The 22,950-nt window shown below is 61.2% G+C and carries 12 protein-coding genes and 2 rRNA genes (1 of these 14 only partly in view); 12 read left to right on the forward strand and 2 right to left on the reverse strand.

The annotated features are described in order from the left end of the window. The 3 genes from O5O48_RS07380 to O5O48_RS07390 form a co-directional block, all read left to right on the forward strand. Positions 1-1,769 (forward strand): 23S ribosomal RNA (locus O5O48_RS07380) (it extends 1,120 nt beyond the left edge of the window). A 138-nt stretch (positions 1,770-1,907) separates the two neighbouring features. Continuing rightward, positions 1,908-2,023: ribosomal RNA gene (rrf, locus tag O5O48_RS07385) — 5S ribosomal RNA — on the forward strand. 297 nt (positions 2,024-2,320) lie between these two features. After that, on the forward strand, positions 2,321-2,917 hold the full coding sequence (locus O5O48_RS07390; RefSeq protein ID WP_269688523.1) for a porin family protein: 597 nt from the start codon (positions 2,321-2,323) through the stop codon (positions 2,915-2,917). 55 nt (positions 2,918-2,972) lie between these two features. On the opposite strand, the gene O5O48_RS07395 is transcribed toward O5O48_RS07390, so the two are convergent. Further along, the gene (locus O5O48_RS07395; RefSeq protein WP_269688524.1) at positions 2,973-3,998 is read right to left on the reverse strand and encodes an alpha/beta fold hydrolase; all 1,026 of its coding nucleotides are present in this window, start codon (positions 3,996-3,998) and stop codon (positions 2,973-2,975) included. Between the two features lie 151 nt (positions 3,999-4,149). Here O5O48_RS07395 and glnT point away from each other — a divergent pair, with 151 nt between their 5' ends. The 3 genes from glnT to O5O48_RS07410 all read left to right on the forward strand — a co-directional run bounded on the left by glnT (position 4,150) and on the right by O5O48_RS07410 (position 7,362). Further along, positions 4,150-5,511: a type III glutamate--ammonia ligase gene (glnT, locus tag O5O48_RS07400; protein ID WP_269688525.1), complete on the forward strand. Its 1,362-nt coding sequence runs from the start codon at positions 4,150-4,152 to the stop codon at positions 5,509-5,511. 93 nt (positions 5,512-5,604) lie between these two features. Beyond that, positions 5,605-6,699 carry a putative urea ABC transporter substrate-binding protein gene (locus O5O48_RS07405; RefSeq protein WP_434006955.1) on the forward strand — a complete coding sequence of 365 codons (1,095 nt, stop codon included), beginning with the start codon at positions 5,605-5,607 and terminating at the stop codon, positions 6,697-6,699. Positions 6,700-6,750: 51 nt separating this feature from the next. Beyond that, positions 6,751-7,362, forward strand: coding sequence for a TetR family transcriptional regulator (locus tag O5O48_RS07410; RefSeq protein WP_088277314.1), 612 nt, complete (start codon positions 6,751-6,753; stop codon positions 7,360-7,362). 45 nt (positions 7,363-7,407) lie between these two features. Here the strand turns inward: O5O48_RS07410 and O5O48_RS07415 are convergent, their stop codons facing one another. Then, on the reverse strand, positions 7,408-9,372 hold the full coding sequence (locus O5O48_RS07415; RefSeq protein WP_269688526.1) for an alkyl/aryl-sulfatase: 1,965 nt from the start codon (positions 9,370-9,372) through the stop codon (positions 7,408-7,410). A gap of 288 nt (positions 9,373-9,660) precedes the next feature. On the opposite strand from O5O48_RS07415, the gene O5O48_RS07420 reads away from it, so the two are divergent. The 6 genes from O5O48_RS07420 to recD all read left to right on the forward strand — a co-directional run bounded on the left by O5O48_RS07420 (position 9,661) and on the right by recD (position 22,949). Further along, complete coding sequence (locus tag O5O48_RS07420) at positions 9,661-10,758, forward strand: carboxynorspermidine decarboxylase (RefSeq protein ID WP_269688680.1); 1,098 nt, start codon at positions 9,661-9,663, stop codon at positions 10,756-10,758. Positions 10,759-10,805: 47 nt separating this feature from the next. Further along, positions 10,806-12,044, forward strand: coding sequence for a saccharopine dehydrogenase family protein (locus O5O48_RS07425; RefSeq protein WP_269688527.1), 1,239 nt, complete (start codon positions 10,806-10,808; stop codon positions 12,042-12,044). A gap of 154 nt (positions 12,045-12,198) precedes the next feature. Further along, entirely contained in the window at positions 12,199-13,548 is a 1,350-nt protein-coding gene (locus tag O5O48_RS07430) for a glutamine synthetase family protein (protein WP_269688528.1), read from the forward strand. Between the two features lie 242 nt (positions 13,549-13,790). Next, a complete protein-coding gene (recC, locus tag O5O48_RS07435; RefSeq protein ID WP_269688529.1) occupies positions 13,791-17,273 on the forward strand; it encodes an exodeoxyribonuclease V subunit gamma in 3,483 nt (1,160 codons plus the stop codon). Further along, positions 17,270-20,905 (forward strand): exodeoxyribonuclease V subunit beta, encoded by a 3,636-nt coding sequence (gene recB, locus O5O48_RS07440; RefSeq protein WP_269688530.1) that lies wholly within the window; start codon positions 17,270-17,272, stop codon positions 20,903-20,905. Before recC ends, recB begins: the two co-directional genes overlap by 4 nt. After that, positions 20,895-22,949, forward strand: a complete 2,055-nt coding sequence (gene recD / locus O5O48_RS07445) for an exodeoxyribonuclease V subunit alpha (protein ID WP_269688531.1) — start codon at positions 20,895-20,897, stop codon at positions 22,947-22,949. Before recB ends, recD begins: the two co-directional genes overlap by 11 nt. Position 22,950 lies beyond the last annotated feature (1 nt).

A 22,950-nucleotide genomic window follows, 5' to 3' on the forward strand; every position in this document is an offset into this window, starting at 1 on the left:
TAACGGGGCTCAAACCATACACCGAAGCTACGGGTTCATCGTAAGATGAGCGGTAGAGGAGCGTTCTGTAAGCCTGTGAAGGTCAATTGAGAAGTTGGCTGGAGGTATCAGAAGTGCGAATGCTGACATGAGTAACGACAAAGGGAGTGAAAAACTCCCTCGCCGGAAGACCAAGGGTTCCTGCGCAACGTTAATCGACGCAGGGTGAGTCGACCCCTAAGGCGAGGCCGAAAGGCGTAGTCGATGGGAAACGGGTTAATATTCCCGTACTTCTAGTTACTGCGATGGAGGGACGGAGAAGGCTAGGCCAGCACGGCGTTGGTTGTCCGTGTTTAAGGTTGTAGGCTGGTGACTTAGGTAAATCCGGGTCGCTAAGGCCGAGAGCTGATGACGAGTGTTCTTTAGAACGCGAAGTGGTTGATGCCATGCTTCCAGGAAAAGCTTCTAAGCTTCAGGTAACTAGAAATCGTACCCCAAACCGACACAGGTGGTCAGGTAGAGAATACCAAGGCGCTTGAGAGAACTCGGGTGAAGGAACTAGGCAAAATGGCACCGTAACTTCGGGAGAAGGTGCGCCGATGAGGGTGAAGCATTTACTGCGTAAGCCCATGTCGGTCGAAGATACCAGGCCGCTGCAACTGTTTATTAAAAACATAGCACTCTGCAAACACGAAAGTGGACGTATAGGGTGTGACGCCTGCCCGGTGCCGGAAGGTTAATTGATGGGGTTAGCTTCGGCGAAGCTCTTGATCGAAGCCCCGGTAAACGGCGGCCGTAACTATAACGGTCCTAAGGTAGCGAAATTCCTTGTCGGGTAAGTTCCGACCTGCACGAATGGCGTAATGATGGCGGCGCTGTCTCCACCCGAGACTCAGTGAAATTGAAATCGCTGTGAAGATGCAGTGTATCCGCGGCTAGACGGAAAGACCCCGTGAACCTTTACTATAGCTTTGCACTGGACTTTGAATTTGCTTGTGTAGGATAGGTGGGAGGCTTTGAAGCGTGGACGCCAGTCTGCGTGGAGCCAACCTTGAAATACCACCCTGGCAACTTTGAGGTTCTAACTCTGGTCCGTTATCCGGATCGAGGACAGTGTATGGTGGGTAGTTTGACTGGGGCGGTCTCCTCCCAAAGAGTAACGGAGGAGTACGAAGGTGCGCTCAGCACGGTCGGAAATCGTGCGTAGAGTATAAAGGCAAAAGCGCGCTTGACTGCGAGACCAACACGTCGAGCAGGTACGAAAGTAGGTCTTAGTGATCCGGTGGTTCTGTATGGAAGGGCCATCGCTCAACGGATAAAAGGTACTCCGGGGATAACAGGCTGATACCGCCCAAGAGTTCATATCGACGGCGGTGTTTGGCACCTCGATGTCGGCTCATCACATCCTGGGGCTGAAGCCGGTCCCAAGGGTATGGCTGTTCGCCATTTAAAGTGGTACGCGAGCTGGGTTTAGAACGTCGTGAGACAGTTCGGTCCCTATCTGCCGTGGACGTTTGAGATTTGAGAGGGGCTGACCTTAGTACGAGAGGACCGGGTTGGACGAACCCCTGGTGTTCCGGTTGTGTCGCCAGACGCATTGCCGGGTAGCTACGTTCGGAAAAGATAACCGCTGAAAGCATCTAAGCGGGAAACTTGCCTCAAGATGAGATCTCACCGGGAGCTTGACTCCCCTAAAGGGCCGTCGAAGACTACGACGTTGATAGGTTGGGTGTGTAAGCGCTGTGAGGCGTTGAGCTAACCAATACTAATTGCCCGTGTGGCTTGACCATATAACACCCAAGCAATCTGGTGTTATCGAGCCAAACAGAATCAAACAACTTCGCGAACTTGCGAGATTGCAAACACCTTAGCTTCTGTCACGCATCCAAGCTTTTTAAGCTGCACGCCTAGCGGGCAGCAACAAATTGCTTGACGACTATAGAGCATTGGAACCACCTGATCCCATCCCGAACTCAGAAGTGAAACGATGCATCGCCGATGGTAGTGTGGGGCTTCCCCATGTGAGAGTAGGTCATCGTCAAGCACCTATACCGAACACCCCGATCAGTCATGGTCGGGGTGTTCTTCTTTGCGCGGGCGGAAAATTCGCCTAGGTCAGCGCTGCTGCGGGCGGCAGAGTCAGGTCGATATTCTGCATACATACGTACCTGAATTGGGACTATGTCATCGCGTCTTCTGAATATAGTTCCATCAGTAGCAAGTAAGGGGGGTGGCTTTCTGAGATCAATAACCCTTATGATCTGGGATCTCTTGGCAGGAATGCCGAGAGCAAGGACCGCTACCAAGAAGGTGGCATGTTGTCATATGGAGACTTAATAAGATGTTCAAAAAAACACTGTTTGCTGCAACTGTCGTTGCACTTTGCTCGGCCTCAGCCCTCTCTCAAGCGCAGGAGGCTCAGCCCTACCTGTTTGCTAGCCTCGGGCAATCTGATGCTGATCTCAGCACTGGTGATGTTGTTCCGTCAGGGCTAGGCCTTAACTCCTCTATGGACAACAAGGACACAGCCTGGAAAATTGGTGCAGGTCTGAAGCTAAACCAATACTTCGCATTTGAAGCCGAGTACGTTGACTTGGGGGAGGTTTCGTTTCGCGCGACTGACGGGAACAACAATCTGGGCTTTAATGCTGGCACTGAAGGATATGGTTTGAATGGCGTATTAACCATGCCGCTGGATAGCTTTAGCCTGTTTGCGAAATTGGGTTACCACCGCCTTGAAACAGACTTCGATCTGTCTGTGAATGGTTTTGATGTAATCAGCGACTCACAAACTGAATGGGTCACCTCGTTTGGCGTTGGCGGTGGTTACAACCTTGGCGAGCATGTGACGCTGGTAGCTGAGTTTGAGCGTTACCGCGATGTGGGCGACGAATATGATGTGGACCTGTTGTCTGCAGGCATCCGCTACAACTTCTGACCTTGGGTCACGCCTTAGGATATTGCAGGGGATGCATCGGCTCCCCTGTTTCCCCCTAATCTTCAGTCAGTAGTGTCTTTAGCACATCGAGAATACTTCTCGTATCTAGCGGATTGCGCCCAGGCGCTCCGGCGCAATGCCCCCAGTCAGATTCAAGTGGCCGAAAAAATGCGTTTGGTATTTGCTGTGCTTCGCTCAAGGCGTCCTCGCTGGTGAAGTAGAGATCAGTGCTGCCTGGCATTATCAGGCACCTGGCTTTAATCCCCTTCAGGGCGGCGCTGAAATCGTTGTTCCATACAGGGTTGGCGCTGATGTCTCCCTGTTGCCAGGTGTGCAACACTGCAAGCAGATTGTTGGCGTCCTGCTCGACGTGGTCCTCTTCCCAGTACCGTAGCAGCGACTCTATCGAGTCGAAGCCCAGTTCTTTGTATCGTTCTTGACGAAAGAACGCCTGGCTGTAGGCCCACCCGGCGTAAACTCGACCAAAGGCCTTCAGGCCGGCTTTGGGCGGGGATTGGTAGCGCCCTCCATCCCAGTCTTTGTCACACGTCAGTGCTGCCTTGACTCCTTCCAGAAACACCTGGTTGTGTGGCCAGCAACGAGCTGTCGCACAGATACTGGCTACGCGCTTTACCTGGTCCGGATACAGACAGCCCCACTGCAGGGCCTGCATGCCGCCCATTGACCAGCCGGCTACCAGTGCAACTTCAGCGCCTGCAAAGTGCTCCTCAACCAGTCTGTGCTGCAGAGCGACGTTGTCGTACAAGCTAACCATCGGAAAATCCGCGCCGCGTTGACTGTGATGTGCGTTGGACGGCGAGCTGGATTGGCCGTTGCCAAGCAGGTTCGGGATGAGAATGCAGTAGTGTTCCGGATCCAGTGGTCCGTCTGCACCAATCAGGGGCAGATTTCCTTCGTGTGTTCCGCCGTAGTACGTCGGCAGGATGATCAGGTTGTCGCGCGCAGCGTTGAGTTGGCCCAGTTGCAGATAGCAGACATGCGCATCGCGCAGTATGTTGCCGCTCTGAAGTGGCCAGTCTCCAACGCTGAATTGCTTCTTAACTGCTTGATATATCGACATATAGCAATCTCTTGGTTGGTGCCATCGAGGTGATGTTTGGGAGTTGATTGAATCTGCTTATGGATTAAATATGCATGCTGGCATGTATGTTGAATGAAAGATTCGTACCAAGCGCCGCAGCGGTTGCGGACAGAATCAGCGGAGTATCAACATGAGTCAGCATGTGAGCAGTGAACAATTGAAAGAGTCCCTTGCAGAGAAGGGCGTGAAGTACGCTCTGGGTGGCTACGTCGATCTGCACGGGGTGATCAAGGGCAAGTTTGTTCCGCTCAATCATCTGGGGCGGATGATGAAAGGGTCGGAGCTCTACACTGGCGCTGCGCTGGACGGTGTTCCACAGGACATCAGTGACAATGAAGTCGCGACCATGCCCGATCCCGCGACTGCCACCATCTGTCCGTGGAATCGCGAACTGGCCTGGTTCGCCAGTGACCTGTATCTGGACGGCGCACCATTCGAAGCCTGCTCACGTAATATTCTTAAACGCCAGGTAGCCAAGGCCGCTGATATGGGGCTGACCTTTAACCTGGGTATCGAGACCGAGTTCTTCCTGTTTCGTGACTCAGAGGATGGCGGGTTCGAGCCGATCAGTGCTCGCGATACCCTCGCCAAACCCTGTTATGACCCGCGCGGCCTGATGGACAACATGCCGATTGTGGGCGAGCTGGTCGAAGCCATGAATGCCATGGGCTGGGATGTGTACTCCTTCGACCACGAAGACGCCAACGGCCAGTTCGAAACCGACTTCACCTACACCGACGCCCTCGGCATGGCTGACCGCTTGGTTTTCTTCCGTTTGATGGCCAACGAGATTGCCCGCAAGCACGGTGGCTTTGCCAGCTTTATGCCCAAGCCGTCGGCCAACCGCACCGGCAGTGGCGCGCACTACAACATGTCGCTGGCTGATCGCGAGACCGGCCGAAATCTGTTTGATCCTGCCAATGGCGAAGATCCCTACGGCTGCGGGGTGACCCAGATGGCGTATCACTTCATCGCCGGCGTAATGAAGCACGCCAAGGCGATCAGCGCAGTCATCGCGCCGACGGTAAACAGCTATAAGCGTCTGGTGCGCAAGGGCAGCATGTCCGGCTCCACCTGGGCGCCAGTATTCGTTTGCTACGGCAACAACAACCGCACCAACATGCTGCGTATCCCGTCGCAAGGCGGTCGGGTCGAGTGCCGTGCGGCCGATATCGCCTGCAACCCCTATCTTGGTGCCGCGATGATGCTGGCTGCCGGTCTTGAAGGCATTCGCGAAGCCATGGACCCGGGTAATCCCCATCGCGAGAACATGTACAACTACACCGATCAGCAGGTGCGTGAAATGGACATTGAGCTGTTGCCGCAGAACCTTGGCGAAGCAATTGATGCCTTCGAAGCTGACCCGCTGTCGCGCGCGGTGTTTGGCGATGCGATGTTCGACAGCTTCGTCGGCTTCAAGCGCCAGGAATGGACCGAGTATCACACCCACGTCTCCGACTGGGAGCTGCAACGCTACCTGAAGTTCTTTTAAGTCGGTTCCGTGCCGAATACGGCGCGGTTCTTGCTGCTCAGTTACTGCCAAGACTTCACATCATTGCCAACGAGAACCATCTGGAGTTGAACCATGAAAAAGTCCGTTCCATTTGCACGACGTTTCAAACAGGTTGTTTCAGGCGCCATGATTGCACTGGCGGCATCGGTCGCCGTGATTCCCTCAGCTCAAGCCGAAGAGAAAGACAGCTTCAAACTGGCCTGGAGCATTTACGCCGGCTGGATTCCGTGGAAGTACATCGACGAGTCCGGGTTGATGAAAAAGTGGGCCGACAAGTACGGCATCAGCGTCGAGATAGTGCAGATAAACGATTACATCGAGTCGATCAACCAGTACAGTGCCGGTCAGTTTGATGGTGTGGTAGCGACCAGTATGGACGCGCTGTCGATCCCAGCCGCCGGCGGCGTAGATACTACGGCCTTGATCGTTGGGGACTACTCCAACGGTAACGACGGCATGGTGATGAAAGATAGCGCCAGTGTTGCTGATCTCAAGGGGCAGCAGGTCAATCTGGTCGAGCTGTCGGTATCCCACTATTTGCTGGCCCGCGCGCTGGACTCGGTCGGTCTGAGCGAGAGCGATGTTACCGTGGTCAATACCAGCGATGCCGATATGGTCGCCGCCTTCAATACCGACGACGTGCGCAATGTAGTGACCTGGAATCCGCTGCTTGACGAAATTCTCAGCCAGCCGGGCGTCAACCGGGTATTTGATTCCAGCCAGATTCCGGGCCATATCAAGGATCTGACCATCGTTAACACCGAGACACTGCGCGACAACCCGGCGTTGGGCAAGGCGCTGGTCGGTGCCTGGTTTGAGCTGATGGCCGAGATGGGGACCGACAGCGAGGAAGGTCAGAAGGCCAGAGCGTTCCTCGGCGAAGCTTCTGCGACCGATCAGGCCGGGTATGAAGCACAGCTGGCCGGCATGAAGATGTTCTGGCAACCGGCTGACGCCATCGCCTTTATTGGCAGTGATGAGGCCTACGAGGCGATGGACAGCGTTCGCCAGTTCTCGTTCGAGAAGGGGTTGCTCGGCGAAGGCGCAGACTCGCCTGACTTTGTCGGCATCGCGATGCCCGATGGCAAGACCTTGGGTGATACCGCTAACATCAAGCTGCGGTTCGATACCGAGTACATGCAGATGGCTGCCGACGGCGCCCTCTGAGGAGTCTGACTGCAGCGGGAGCAATCTCCCGCTGCACCTGCTGGAACACCCATGCGCAGAACCAAAGAAGACGCGGAAAAAACCCGTCTGAAAATCATAGAGGCGGCGCTGACGTTATTTAGCCGCAACGGCTATTCCAACACCACGCTGGCCATGATCGGCACCGAAGCCGGTTTCAGTCGTGGCCCCATCTACTGGCACTTCAAGAACAAGGACGACCTGTTCGAGGCGGTACTGGCCTATTCGCAGGAACCTCTCGAGCAGTTGGTAGCGCAGGCGCGCAGCGCCGGTCTGTCACCATTGGAGCGAATCGACGGTTTTGTCCGCAGCTGGTTTGCGCTGCTGGTCGAGGACGCCTGGTTTCGCCAGTCCTTCGAGATTCTGCTCAACAAGACCGAGCTGACCGAGGCGATGCTGACAACGCTTGAGCGTGAGCGGCGGCTGACCCAGAGCATGATAGAAACGCTGGAAGCGCTGGTTTGCGCCGCACAGGCACAGGGCCAGATTCCGCAAGGTCAGACGGCGGGGCAATTGGCGTTGATGATTTACACCCAGTTGATGGGCGTGACCCAGACCTGGTTGTTTGCACCGGGCTTGTTTGACCTGAATGAACAGCGGGGATTTTTTGCCGAGCGGTTGCTGCGTTCGCTGCAGCAGTCCTGAAGAAGAAGAGCCCCGTCCGCCAAGGTACGAACGGGGCTAAAAAGGTCAGTTACTGACCGGAGTCACGATCGGGAAGTCACCGGAGGGTACTTCCAGCATTTGCAGCAAGCCGAAGAACGCATTGGGTTCGCCGCTGATTTTGATCAGCCCAGCCTTGACCGCGTCCGGGAAGGTGGTGCGGCGCAGCAGGATCTGGTCCAGCGTGTCGCGGTTCATGCTGACCGTTGCCTGGGCGTTGTCATCCTGAGTATTGGCGCGATAGGTCAGCGTCGAGTGCTCCAGGTTCAGACGGTAGTTCTCATTGGTGTCTGTCAGCTGCCAGTTGATTACCAGATGCTTGCCCTCAGCCTTGGCGGCATCCAGTCGTACCCCCATCAGGTCGAAGAACATGCCGGTGTCCAGCGCCTGCAGTACGTCCGGTGACAGCGAGCCCACGGTTGGCGGTAGCGTGCCGTTACGCAGTTCCTGAGCGCCCATCAGGTAAGCTCCGCGCCAGGTGCCGGCTTCGGCCTGATAACCGAGTTGCTCCAGTGCATTGGCACCCAGCTCGCGGGCGGCCTGATTGCTCGGGTCGGCAAACACCACCTGATTCATTACGCTGGCGACCCAGCGATACTCGCCGTTGTCATAATCCTTGCGTGCCTGCTCGATCACCTTGTCGGCACCGCCCATGTATTCGATGGTTTTGGCTGCGTTCTGTACCGGTGGTAGCGGGTTCAGGTTGGCCGGGTTGGCGTCGTACCAGCCCATGTAGCGCTGGTAAATGGCCTTGGCGTTGTGGCGCAGGGTGCCGTAGTAGCCGCGGGCGTACCATTGCTGGTCAAGGCTGGCTGGCAGTTTCAGCTGCTCGGCGATATCGCCCGGCAGGTAGCCCTTGTTGATCATGCGTACGGACTGATCGTGCAGGTACTTGTACATGTCCCGCTGTACCGACAGGAAGCGCTTGGCATCCTCCTGGGTCCAGATTGGCCAATGGTGCTGTCCCACCACGATGTCGGCGCGATCACCGAAGCGCTCCAGCGCCAGGTCGATGTAGTGGGCCCATGCGCTGGCGTCACGCACGGCAGCGCCGCGAATGGTGTACACGTTGTGCATGTGCTGGCTGGTGATTTCCGCGGTGTTCAGGACCTTGAACGCAGGGAAGTACATCATCATTTCCGATTCTGCTTCGGTGCCGTGGGCCATCTGAAACTCGATCTCTACACCATCGATGGTCAGGTTACCGTTATCCGGCACGGTATCGGTTGGTGCAATCAGGGAGCGATCACCCTTCGACAGCGCCTTGCCCAGGCCCGTATCCACATGGCCGCGTTCACCCGGCGGCAGCATGGCGCCGAACTGGTAAATGGCACGGCGGCTCATGGCGGGACCGGCAATCACGTTCTCGGAGACCGCGTGCTCCATAAAGCCGACTGGCGCATAGATACGCGTCTTGCCGGAGGCCACATCCTCATTGCTGATGACGCCCTTTACGCCGCCCCAGTGGTCGACGTGGTTGTGGGTGTAGAGCACCGCAACAACCGGCTTTTGCGGACGGTTCTGGTAGTACAGCTCCAGGCCGGCCCTGGCGGTGGAGGGAGACAGTAGCGGATCAATGATGATCAGGCCGGTGTCACCTTCAATGATCGTCATGTTGGCCAGATCCATGCCGCGGATCTGGTACATGCCGTCGGTCACCTTGAACAGGCCGTGAATGGCGTTCAGTCGAGCCTGCCGCCAGAGACTGGGGTTAACGGTATCGGGTGCGCTCTCGTCGTTCAGGAACGCATACTCGCTCATGTCCCAGGCAACTGAACCGTCGGCGTTGAGGACTTTGCCATCAGGTAACTGGGCGATAAATCCGCGCTGAGCGTCGGCGAAGGCTTGCTGGTTGGCAAAGGGAAGTTGCTCCAGGATCGCATGGTTGCTGGCGGCGGTGAGTTCGGTCGCCGGGTTGGGGGCAGCGCTGACCGCCAGGCTTATACCGGCGGCAAGGGCTCCAAGACCGAGGATGACAGTGCGTGAGCGCATGGGGTGTCTCCGTGTGTCGTCGCCGTACATGCGGCGCAGTTGTTGTTGGTAACCGGCGACGCCGGCATGCAGACACTATAGGAGTTACTGCGAATATATGGCCAATGCATTTTTATTTTAAATTCGATGCTTTTTTTGCATGTTTTGTTGTGTTGAAGTGAAACTGCAGTAATCGGCGGCTAGGCTTGAGGGGGTGATTTTTCCTATCGACTGTTGGCGCGTTAATTTATAATTTTGCGCTTTTACTTGCCCGGTACCGGGTTCTGACAGCTGGAGGGTATGAACGAATTGATCAAGACGCCGTACTATCTCATCGACAAGAGCAAGCTCGAACGCAACATGGAGAAGATCGCCTATGTGCGTGAGCACTCCGGCGCCAAGGCGCTGCTCGCACTGAAATGCTTTGCTACCTGGTCCGTGTTCGACTTCATGAGTCAGTACATGGACGGCACTACCTCTTCCTCCCTGAATGAAGTGAAACTTGGCAAGCTCAAGTTCCCGGGGGAGACGCATGCCTACAGCGTGGCCTATGCCGATGACGAGATCGACGAAGTCCTGGCTCATTCGGACAAGATCATCTTCAACTCCATCAGTCAGCTGACTCGCTTCAGCGCGGCCTCGGCCGACAAGGTTCGCGGCCTGCGCCTGAACCCCGGCGTCAGCAGCTCGGACTTCCTGATTGCTGATCCGGCCCGCCCGTTCAGCCGTCTGGGCGAGTGGGACGCCGCCAAGATCGAGGCGGTGCTGCCGCTGATTTCCGGCTTCATGATTCACAACAACTGTGAGAACAGCGACTTTGACCTGTTCGACCAGATGCTCGGACAGATTGAAGAGCGTTTCGGCCACCTGCTTGAGCAGGTGAGCTGGGTCAGTCTGGGCGGCGGTATCCACTTTACCGGCGAGGGTTACCCGCTGGATCGTTTCTGTGCCCGCCTCAAGGCATTCTCCGAGCGCTACGGTGTTCAGGTTTACCTGGAGCCCGGCGAGGCCGCCATTACCCTGAGCACTTCCCTCGAAGTGACTGTGCTCGACACCCTCTATAACGGCAAGCAGCTGGCCGTGGTCGACAGCTCGATCGAAGCACACATGCTCGATCTGCTGATCTACCGTCAGGAGGCCAAGATGGAGCCCTGCGATGGCCCGCACCAGTACATGGTGTGTGGCAAGTCGTGTCTGGCTGGCGACATCTTCGGCGAATTCAATTTTGACAGCGAGCTGAAGATTGGCGATCGCCTGTCCTTTATTGATGCGGCCGGTTACACCATGGTCAAGAAGAACTGGTTCAACGGCGTCAACATGCCCGCCATTGCAATCAGGGAGCTTGATGGCTCGGTGAAACTGGTGCGCGAGTTCGGATTCCAGGATTACCTGGACAGCCTCTCCTGAGGCATAACCTACCCAGCCTTTCCAAGGAGGCGTTTCGAGGAAAAGAAATGAAGAAAAACGTTCTGATTATTGGTGCCGGTGGTGTGGCCCAGGTGGTCGCACACAAATGCGCCCAGCACAATGACGTGCTGGGTAACATCCATATCGCGTCGCGTACCGCCGAGAAGTGTCAGGCCATCGTCGACAGCGTGAAGGAAAAGGGCAGCCTCAAGGTTGCCGGTGAATTGCAAGCCCATGCCCTGAATGCCCTCGATATCGAGGCCACCAAGGCGTTGATTGACAAGACACAGTCGCAACTGGTGATCAATGTCGGATCGGCTTTCATCAATATGTCGGTATTGCAGGCCTGCATCGAGACCGGTGCTGCCTACCTGGATACCGCCATTCACGAAGAGCCGGACAAGATCTGTGAAACCCCGCCGTGGTACGCCAACTACGAGTGGAAGCGCAAGGAACTGTGCGCCGAGAAGGGCATCACCGCGATCCTGGGGGTCGGCTTCGACCCGGGCGTGGTTAACGCCTATGCTGCGGTTGCGGTGAACGAATACTTCGATAGCGTCGAGGAAATCGACATCATCGATATCAACGCCGGCAGCCACGGCAAGTACTTCGCGACCAACTTCGACCCGGAAATCAACTTCCGTGAGTTCACCGGGCAGGTGTGGTCCTGGCAGAACAGCCAGTGGACCAGCAACAAGATGTTCGAGGTCAAGCGTACCGACGATCTGCCGGTTGTCGGCTCGCAGACCAGCTACATGACCGGTCACGACGAAGTGCACTCACTGTCGCAGAACCTGGGCGTGCCGAACGTGCGGTTCTGGATGGGCTTTGGCGAGCACTACATCAACGTGTTCACCGTGCTGAAAAACCTCGGTCTGCTGTCCGAACAGCCGGTCACCACTGCCGAAGGCCTGGAAGTGATTCCGCTGAAAGTGGTCAAGGCCGTGCTGCCCGACCCGTCTTCGCTGGCCCCGGACTACGCCGGCAAGACCTGCATCGGTGATGTGGTCAAAGGCAAGAAGGACGGCAAGGACAAGGAAGTGTTCATCTACAACGTAGCGGACCACGCCGAAGCCTACGCCGAAGTCGGCAGCCAGGGTATTTCCTACACTGCCGGTGTGCCGCCGGTTGCCGCAGCCATCCTGATCGCCCAGGGCACCTGGGATGCGGGCAAGATGGTCAACGTCGAAGAGCTGGATCCCAAGCCGTTCATCAACCTGCTGAACGAAATGGGCCTGCCTACCCGGATCAAGGATGAGCAGGGCGATCGCGCTCTGAGCTTCTGATCCGCACCGGCAATACCAGGAAAGGCCAGCGCTTGCGCTGGCCTTTTTGCATTCAGGGCCGGCATGGCGCGCGCGGGCGCTTGAGTGGTGGCGGCTCGGATGGGGTATGATCCGGCATCGCCATGTTGGCTAGATCAAACACAGGTAGTGCTGCATGAACGTCCCCGTATCCCTTGGTTCCCTTGCCGAACGCCTTGCCGGCGTTGGCGACGTCGAGTGTGTCACCCCGGATCTGAACGGTATTCCCCGTGGCAAGGTCATGACCGGCGAGGGCTTTCTGGCGGATCGCCGTTTGCAGTTGGCGCGTGGCGTGCTGCTGCAGTGCGTGATGGGTGGCTACCCGGAGGCGCAGTATTACGGCAGCGACGATGGCGATCTGGTGTTGCGCCCGCTGCTGGATCAGGTGCATGTGCTGCCGTGGATCGAGCGTCCGCGCGCGCTGGCGATCTGCGAGGCGGTGGAGCTGGATGGTCAGCTCTCCGGCCTGTCGACCCGCGCTCTGCTGAGTCGGATTGTTGAGCGTTATGCCGAACGTGGCTGGGCGCCGGTGGTAGCGACCGAGCTGGAATTCTTCCTGTTCGAGCCCAACCGTGACGACACCCAGCCGTTCCAGCCGCCGGTGGGGCTTGATGGCCGCCGCGAAGCCGGTTACGGCGCGTTCAGTGTCAGCACCAGCAGCGGCCTCAAGCCGTTCTTCGACGAGCTGGCCGACACCATGGCCGCGCTGGGCATTCCTCGCGATACCTTTATGCACGAGATGGGCGTCAGCCAGTACGAGATCAATTTTGTCCATGGTGATCCGCTGCTGATTGCCGACCAGACCTTTCTGTTCAAGCATGCTCTGCATGAAGTCGCGCTCAAGCACGGGCTGATTGCCGTGTGCATGGCCAAGCCGCTGGCGCGGGTGCCCGGCTGCTCGATGCACATTCACCAGAGCGTGGTGGAGCAGGGGAGCGACAACAATATCTTTACCGATGCGGCGACCGGCGAGGCCACGGCGCATTTTGGGCACTTCATTGGTGGCCTGCAGCAGTGCATGGGCGAGCTGACGTTGCTGATGGCGCCCTACATCAACTCCTACCAGCGTTTCTGCCACGCGTACGCATCGCCAAACAACCTGTGCTGGTCTTACGACAACCGCTCCGCCGGCCTGCGCATTCCGGCCAGCGGCCCGGAAGCGCGCCGTGTCGAAAACCGGCTGCCCGGCGCCGACGCCAACCCCTATCTGAGCGTGGCCGCTTCGCTCGCGGCGGGACTGTATGGCATCGACAACCAGTGCGAGCCATCTGCTCCGGCACAAGGCGAGTTCGAGGCGCCGGACGAGCTGACCCTGCCCGGCACCTTGCACGACGCGATCCTGCGGCTGGATCGCAGCACGCTGGCGCGTGAGCTGTTCGGCGCCGAGTTTGTTGACGGCTTCCTGGCCAGCAAACGCATGGAGCTGCAGAGCTTTATGGATGAAATTACGCCGTGGGAGCGGCGGTTTCTGGGCAGCCAGGTCTAGCAAGTCGCCGAGAAGCTACCTGCGTTGCCATCGCTGCGTTAAAGATCGCCTCGGGCGCGAGTCCGATCGAAGTGCTCATTTACAATTTGTAAAGTCGAGCGCGACTCCGATCGCTTCTCGGCGATCTTTGCCTTGCGCTGCCTGCCTCGCCAACGCTTCTCAACCACTTGCGGTGTAAGCTGCGACCGCGCCTGTCGCTGCCCGGTGATAGACTGCGGTCTCTTCACCTATAAGGAGCTTCCATGCAGGACGCCAACAGCCTCGCCCCCGGTTTGATGATCATCCACGGCAACCGCCTGGAGACCCTTCGCGAGCTGGCGGTGGACTGGATGCGGGCGCACCCGCTGGCGCCGCTGGAAAACGAAGTCATCCTGGTGCAGAGCAACGGCATCGCCCAGTGGCTGCAGATGGCGCTGGCTGCCGACCCTGCTCAGGGCGGCTGCGGCATCGCCGCGGCCCTGGATGTGCAGCTGCCGGCGCGGTTTCTCTGGGACAGTTACCGCGGCGTTCTGGGACGCGACAGCGTGCCCGAGCAATCGCCGCTCGACAAGCAGCCGCTGACCTGGCGGCTGATGCGGCTGCTGCCCGCACTGCAGGATCAGCCCGATTTTGCGCCGCTCAAGCGTTTTCTCGCCGATGACCACGATTGCCGCAAGCGTTACCAACTGGCGGTGCGGCTGGCCGATCTGTTTGACCAGTATCAGGTTTACCGCGCCGACTGGCTGAACGACTGGGCCGCCGGGCGCGACCATATCGGCCTGGCGCGTACCGGCGCGCGGCCGCTGGATGACGAGGAACGCTGGCAGCCGGCGCTCTGGCGCGCGGTGCTGGCAGACGTGGGTGCCGAACGCCTGAGCGACAGCCGGGCGGGCATCCATCCGCGCTTTGTTCAGCACCTGCTCGACTGTGACAGCCGGCCAGCCAGCCTGCCGCGCCGGGTGATCGTGTTCGGTATCTCGTCGCTGCCGGCGCAGACGCTCGAGGCGCTGGCGGTGATCGGCCGCTTCTCGCAGGTGCTGCTCTGCGTGCTCAACCCCTGTGAGTACCACTGGGGCGATATCGTTGCCGATCAGGACCTGCTGCGCCACGAATACCGTCGTCAGCAAAGGCGGCCGGGCACGCCCCTGCAGCTGGACGAGAACACCCTGCACCAGCACGCCCATCCGCTGCTGGCCGCCTGGGGCAAGCAGGGCCGTGACTACATCAACCTGCTCGACCAGCACGACGAGCGGGCCAGTTACGAAGCTCGCTTCGCCAATATTGCCGGTGGCCGGGTTGACCTGTTTGAAGCACCCGCCGGCAACACGCTGCTGCAGCAACTGCAGCAGGACATCCTGCAACTGCGGCCGCTGGCCGAGTCGCGCGACTTGTGGCCGGCGGTCGACACCGCACGGGATCACTCCATCCGCTTTCACCTGGCGCACAGTCCGCAGCGCGAAGTCGAAGTGCTGCACGATCAGCTGCTGGCCGCCTTTGCTGCCGACCCGGACCTCAAACCGCGCGACATCATTGTCATGGTGCCGGACGTCAACCTCTACGCTCCGCATATTCAGGCGGTGTTTGGTCAGCACAGTGGCGACGACCCGCGGGCGATTCCCTTTACCCTGGCTGATCAGGGCCAGCGCGGTCAGGAACCGCTGCTGATTGCACTGGAACATCTGCTGCGTCTGCCTGACAGCCGGCTGCCGGTCAGTGAGGTGCTGGACCTGCTCGATGTGCCGGCGCTGCGCAGTCGCTTTGGTTTGAGTGAGGCCGACCTGCCGACCCTGCAACGCTGGATCGAGGGCGCAGGCATCCGCTGGGGGCTGGATCAGCAGCGCCGCGCCGCTCTGGGTTTGCCAGACGGGCTGGAAGCCAATAGCTGGCGTTTCGGCCTGCGCCGGATGCTGCTGGGTTACGCCAGCGGCGGTGCCGAGGCCTGGCAGCAGATCGAACCCTATGACGAGATTGGCGGGCTGGACGCGGCGCTGATCGGCCCGCTCAGCGGCCTGCTGGATGCACTGGACCGCCACGAAACGCGGCTGGCCAATGCGACCGTGCCGAGTGAATGGGGCGAACGCCTGCGCCAGCTGCTGGATGACTTCTTTATCGCCGAGAGTGATCGGGATCAACTGCTGCTGGCGCAGCTGCACGAGGGGCTGGCCGACTGGCTGGAGCTGTGTGACGGCGTCGCGCTGGACGTGGCACTGCCGCTCAACGTGGTGGCCGAGGCCTGGCTCGATGGTGTCGGCCAGAGCCAGCTCAGCCAGCGTTTTCTCGCCGGGGCGGTCAACGTCTGCACGCTGATGCCGATGCGCGCCATTCCGTTCAAGCGCATCTGCCTGCTGGGCATGAATGATGGCGACTACCCGCGCGCGCAGCCACCGCTGGACTTTGATCTGATGGGCAAGGACTACCGGCCGGGCGACCGCTCGCGCCGCGAGGACGACCGTTATCTGCTGCTGGAGGCGCTGCTGTCGGCGCGCGACGCCCTGCATATCAGCTGGGTCGGGCGCAGTATCCGCGACAACAGCGAACGGCCGCCGTCGGTGCTGATCGGGCAGCTGCGCGATCATCTGGCCGCCGGCTGGCACACGGCTGATGGCGCTGATCTGTTGCACGCGCTGACCGTCGAGCATCCGTTGCAGCCGTTCAGTCGCGCCTATTTCAGCGCCGATTCCGCGTTGTTCAGTTACGGCAGCGAGTGGCGTCAGCTGCACGACTCCCGTGCTGGCGATGATGCAGACCAGCCGCTGGCGCCGGTCACGCTGGAAGCGCCCATCGAGCTGCTGGCGCTGCAGCGCTTTCTGCGTAACCCGGTTGAGCACTTTTTTGCCGCTCGGCTGAAGGTCTGGCTGCAGGAGCAGCACAGCACCAGCGAAGACGACGAACCCTTTGCACTCGATGGCCTGCAACGGCACCAGCTCAGTCAGTGGCTGCTGGAACAGGTGCAGCAGGCCGATTTGCAGGATGACTGGCAGGCCCTGCTGCTTGAGCAGGCCAGCCGCCTGCAGCAGCGCGGCAGCTTGCCGCTGGCCGGGTTCGGTGAGCTGACCCTGGCGCAACTGGTTGCGCCCTTGGGCGCACAGCTTGAGCGCTTCCGTGAGCAACTGCTGTTGTGGGATCAGCCGCTGGAGAATCCGTTGCTGCTGCAGGCGGTGGCGAGCACACCGGACGCCACTATCGAAGTGGTCAGCTGGCTTGCCGGCGTGCGCCGCTGTGCTCCGTTGGACGGCCTGATGCGGGTCCAGCTGGTGACCGGCAGCCTGCTCGGTAAAAAGGGCGCGTTGCGCTGGCGCAAGTTGCTGGGCGAGTTGTGCCAGCACGTGCTGGCTGCGGCCTCTGGTCACCGGCTCACGACCTGTCTGATCGGTGCCGACGCCAGCATTCAGCTGCTGCCGCTGGAGCAGGAACGCGCCGCCAGTATCGTGCGCGATTGGTTGCTGGGGTATCTGCACGGCCTGAGCCGACCGTTGCCGGTCGCCGTGGAAACCGCCTTCGCCTGGCTGACCGAGGGCAAGGACGAAAAGCGCCTCGGTGCCGCGCGGCTCTGCTACGAGGGCAACGACTTCAGTCGCGGCGAGGTCGACGGCAGCCCGGCGCTGCAGCGCAGCTATCCCGACTTTGCCAGCCTGCAGGCGAACGACGAATTTATTGGCTGGGCAGAGTCACTGTATCAACCGCTGGCGCAGGCGATTGAGGATGAATGGCTGATGATTACGCAGGCATCGGAGGACCAGGCATGAGCAACCAACGACCTCTGGCCCTGCGCTGCCCGCTGCGCGGCAGCCGTCTGATTGAAGCCAGTGCCGGTACCGGCAAGACCTTCACCATCTCGGCGCTTTACCTGCGGCTGGTACTGGGGCATGGCGAGGGCGACAACGCCTTCAGCCGTGAACTGCTGCCGCCGGACGTGCTGGTGGTGACCTTTACCGAGGCCGCGACCCAGGAACTGCGCGACCGCATTCGCGCACGGCTGGTGGAGGGGGCGCAGGCGTTCCGCGGTGAACTGACTGAACCGGACCCGATTCTCTCCGGCCTGCTGGCGGATATCCCCGAAGCCGAGCACGCCAGCGCCGCGCGCAAGCTGGATATCGCCGCCCAGTGGATGGACCAGGCCGCGGTATCGACCATTCACAGCTGGTGTCAGCGCATGCTGCGCGAGCACGCCTTTGACAGCGGCAGCCTGTTTACCCAAACGCTGGAAACCGACCAGCGCGACCTGCTGGCCGAGGTCGCGCGTGATTACTGGCGGCTGCATTGCTACCACCTGCACGGCAGTGCGCTGGCCTGGGTGCAGTCCGGTTGGGGCCAGCCGGACGCGTTGCTGGCGCAGGCGCGCCGGTTGTTCGACCCGACAGCCGCAGCGCCTGCTACCGAACTGCAGGCGTTGCTGGAGCAGGTACTCAACCAGCGTGATGCCGAACTGGACGCGCTCAAGGTGCCCTGTGTGCAGTGGGCCGATGAGCTGGAAGCGTTGCTGGATCAGGCGGTCGAGCAGGGCGTGGTCGACAAGCGCAAGATTCAGAAGCGCTACTACGCGCCCTGGTTCGAGACCTTGCGCCAATGGGCGCTGACGCCGGAGCAGATAAAGCTCGAACTGCCACCGGCAGCCTGGGCCCGGCTCAGCGAAGACGGCCTCGGCGAGGCCTGGAAGAAGGGCGCCGTGCCCGATCACCCGGCGTTGCGCGGCTTGCCGCAACTGCGCGAGGCGCTGGCTGCGCTGCCGAGCCCGGACAGCGATGCGCTGCGCCATGCGGCGGACTGGATGTCGGTGCGCTTTGAGGCGGAAAAGCGCCGCCGTGCGCAGATGGGCTTCGACGACATGCTGACCCGGCTCGACGCTGCGCTGCAGGGCCCCAATGGCGACCGGCTGGCCGAGGTTATCCGTCAGCAGTTCCCGGTCGCGCTGATCGACGAGTTTCAGGATACCGACCCGCTGCAGTACCGCATCTTCGACCGCATCTATCGGGTAGCGGAAAACGATCAGGACTGCGCGCTGCTGCTGATCGGCGACCCCAAGCAGGCGATCTATGCCTTCCGTGGGGCGGACATTCATACCTACCTGCGCGCCCGTGGCGACACCGCCGGGCGGCACGAGAATCTGGATACCAACTTCCGCTCCAGTCAGGCGATGGTCACGGCGGTCAATCGGGTATTCGAGCAGGCCGAGCAGAACTTCGCCGCTGGCGCCTTTCTGTTTCGCAAGGCTGATGACAACCCCATGCCGTTTCTGCCGGTGGGGGCACGTGGACGCAAGGAAGTCTGGTGCTCCGACGGTGAGCCCGCGCCGGCCTTGACTGCCTGGTTGCTGGAATCGGAAGAGCCATTGAGCGGTGATGTCTACCGCCGGGAGATGGCCGAGCGCTGCGCCAGCGAGATGACGGCGCTGCTGCAGGCGGGCCAGCAGGGGCGTGCCGGCTTTGCCCGTGACGGAGAACCCTTCGCCGCTGTACGCCCGGCAGACATGGCGGTGCTGGTGCGCACCGGTCGCGAGGCGCAGCTGATTCGTGATGCGCTGGCCGCCCGCGGCGTGCGCAGTGTGTATCTGTCCGACAAGGACTCGGTGCTGGCAACCCAACAGGCGCAGGATGTGCTGCGCTGGTTGCGCGCCTGTGCCGAGCCCGGCAACGACCGCCTGCTGCGCGCGGCGCTGGCCAGCCACAGCCTGCACCTCAACTGGCAGGCGCTGGATCAGTTGAATCAGGACGAGCGCCTGTGGGAGCAACGGGTCGACCAGTTCCGTGATTACCGGCGCATCTGGCAGCGCCAGGGTGTGCTGCCGATGCTGCACCGTCTGCTGCACGACTTTGAACTGCCGGCACGGCTGCAACAGCAGGACGATGGCGAGCGCGCGCTGACCAATCTGCTGCATCTGGCCGAGCTGTTGCAGCGCGCCGCCCGCGAGCTGGATGGCGAGCAGGCGCTAATTCGCCACCTGGCAGAGCTGATTCGGCAGGCGGACGAGGGGGCTGCTGATGAGCAGGTACTGCGGCTGGAAAGCGACGCCGAACTGGTCAAGGTAGTAACCATCCACAAGTCCAAGGGTCTTGAGTACCCGCTGGTGTTCCTGCCCTTTATCTGCCTGAGCCGCCCGGTGCGGGCGGACCAGCCGCTGCGCCTGAGTGACGGCTGGGTATTGAAGCCAACCACCGATCAGGTGGCCGAGGCTGACCGCGAGCGGCTCGGTGAAGATCTGCGCTTGCTCTATGTGGCGCTGACCCGCGCGCAGCATGCCTGCTGGCTGGGCATGGCCGACCTCAAGAGCGGCAACAACAAGCAGTCGGTGCTGCACCGCAGTGCCATTGCCTGGCTGCTGGGCGGTGGCGCGGCGCTGGAATCATCTATTCAACTGAAAGACTGGCTGGCCCGCTGGCAGCCGGACGGCGAGGTGGTCGCGCTGCAGGGTGCGCCGGAGCCGCGTGATGATCGGCTGCCGCTGCTGGATGATGGCCCGGCATTGGTCGATGCCCGCCGCCCTGCGCACGGTCGCTTCGATGCATGGTGGATCGGCTCCTACAGTGCGCTGGCGCTCAGTGGCGAGAGTACCGACAGCGCGCTGGCCGAGTGGATTGCCGACGACGAGCGCCAGAGCCGCTTTGTGCCACTGCGTCGTGGCGAGCAGCCGAGTATTCACCGCTTCCCGCGTGGCCCGCAGCCCGGCACCTTTTTGCACGGTCTGCTGGAGCTGGCGGCGCAGGAAGGCTTCTCGGCGTTGCAGGATGCCGAGCGTTGCCGCCGCTGGCTGGCGCCGCGCTGCCAGCGCCGTGGCTGGGGTGAGTGGAGTGATTGCCTGAGCGAATGGCTGGGGCAATTGCTGCAGCGCCCGGGGCTGGTGCCGGGTACCGAGCTGGCGCTGGGTGAGCTGCCGCCGTCGCGTTACCAGAGCGAAATGGCCTTTATGTTTGCCGCCAGCAAGGTCGACGTGCAGCAGATCGATCGGCTGGTAACGGCGATGACGCTGGACGGGCAGCCGCGTCCGGCGCTGCAGCGTGACCGTCTGAACGGCCTGTTCAAGGGCTATATCGACCTGGTGCTGGAGCACGAGGGGCGCTATTACGTGCTCGACTACAAGTCCAACTGGCTGGGCGCAACGGCGGCCGATTATAGCGAGGCGGCCATGAGCCGTGCGCTGCTGGAGCACCGTTACGATCTGCAATATGTCTTCTACCTGCTGGCGCTGCACCGCCAGTTGCAGGCGCGGCTGCCGGACTACGACTACGACCGTCATATCGGCGGCGCGCTTTACTGGTTCATGCGGGGTGTGGACGCGGAAAACGGCGGCCTCTGCCATCAGCGCCCGCCGCGCGAGCTGATTGAAACGCTGGACCGCCTGTTCGCCGGCCAACCGGTTGAGGAGATTGACCATGCAGGGTGATCAACTGGACCTGCTGGGCGCGCTGCCCGCATCCGCAACGCAGCTGGACAGCAGCGACGCGCTGCTGCAGCTGCTGGACGACTGGCGGGCCAACGGCTGGCTGCGGGCGCTGGACCGGGCCTTCGCCGGGTTTCTGCTGGAGCAGGCGCCGGAAACCAGCCCGGCAGTGCTGCTGGCGGCGGCGCTGGTCAGCCATCAACTGGGCCATGGGCATGTTTGCCTGGATCTGGCCGCCACGCTGTCCGAACCGGATTTTGCCCTGTCGCTGCCGCCGGAAGGGGAGAGCCTGATCGATACGCCGCTGCCGTCGGCGATACTGGCGGGCGTTACGCTGGACAGCTGGCGTGGGGCGTTGCAGGCCAGCCGGGTGGTAGACAGCCAACTGCCGGAGCAGGGCAGTTGCCCGCTGGTGCTGGTTGGCCAGCGCTTGTATCTGCGTCGCTACTGGCAGCACGAGCGGCATGTTGTTTCGACCCTGCATCAGCGCCTGCAGCACCCACTGCAGGTTGCCGGGGATCTGCCTGAGCGGCTGGATGCCCTGTTTGCCGGCAGTCAGCAGAACCCGGACTGGCAGCGCATTGCCTGCGCACTGGCGGCGCGCGGGCGTCTCAGCATCATTACCGGCGGCCCCGGTACCGGCAAGACCACCACGGTGGTGCGGCTGCTGGCGCTGCTGCAGACGCCGGCAGTGGAAGCGGGCAAGCCGCTGCGTATCCGCCTGGCCGCACCGACCGGCAAGGCCGCTGCCCGACTGACCGAGTCGATTGGCCGTCAGGTCGGCGCGCTGCCGGTCGCTCCGGCGGTACAAGCTGCCATCCCGACCGAGGTCAGCACGCTGCACCGCCTGCTCGGCAGCCTGCCGGACAGCCGCCACTTCCGCCATCACGCCGGCAACCCGCTGGCGCTGGATGTGCTGGTGGTGGACGAGGCCTCGATGATCGATCTGGAAATGATGGCCAACGTGCTGGCCGCGTTGCCGCCGCAGGCGCGACTGGTATTGCTCGGTGACAAGGATCAGCTCGCCTCGGTGGAAGCCGGCGCGGTGCTGGGTGATCTGTGTCGACGCGCCGACGCGGGTTGCTACTCACCGGCCACGGTCGATTGGCTGCAGCAGGTCAGCGGTCAGTCGCTGGCAGGCAGCGGCCTGCAGCCCGGTGACGAGTCGACCCATCTGCTCGAGCAGCAGACCGCCATGTTGCGCCATTCCCACCGCTTTGGTTCTGACAGCGGCATCGGTGAGCTGGCCCGCGCGGTTAATCGCTGCGACGCGACTGCTGCGCGCGACCTGCTGCAGCGGGGGCTGTTTGCCGATATTCACAGCCGGCGCCTGACGGACCTGCGCGACCCCGGGTTTGCCGCGCTGGTGCTGGGCAGCGAGGGTGGCCTGCCGGGCTATGGCGCCTATCTGAGCACGCTGCAGGCGCAGCGCCCGGGCGCAGATGCGGCTGCCGATGATCCCCGCTGGCAAGCCTGGGCGGGCGATGTGCTGCGCGAGTTCGACCGTTTCCAGCTGCTGTGTGCGGTGCGCCGCGGCGACTGGGGCGTCGAAGGCATCAATCAGCGTGTGGCGGATCTGCTGAGCCGTCGTGGCCTGCTGCACGCCGACAAGCTCTGGTACGAGGGACGCCCGGTACTGGTCACCCGCAACGACTACAGTCTGGGCTTGATGAATGGCGACATCGGCATTGCGTTGCGCATCCGCGAACCGGCGCTGCACGCAGGGGAGCCGGAGACTGAGGCGCTGCGCGTCGCCTTCCCGCGCAACGACGGCAAGGGCGGCATTCGCTTCGTACTGCCCAGCCGTCTGCCGGAGGTGGAGACGGTGTTTGCCATGACCGTGCACAAGTCGCAGGGCTCGGAGTTCGAGCACGCCGTGCTGGTGCTGCCGGAGGCGCGCAACCCGGTGCTGACCAAGGAGCTGGTCTACACCGCCATTACCCGCGCCAGCAAACACTTCAGCCTGCTGGAAAGCCGCCCCGGGGTGTTTGAGGCGGCGGTGCAGACGCCGGTGCGGCGGATCAGTGGGCTGGATTTGGGCGCCTGAG

It is taken from the genome of Halopseudomonas sp. MFKK-1 (assembly GCF_027474385.1).
Lineage (GTDB): Bacteria > Pseudomonadota > Gammaproteobacteria > Pseudomonadales > Pseudomonadaceae > Halopseudomonas > Halopseudomonas aestusnigri.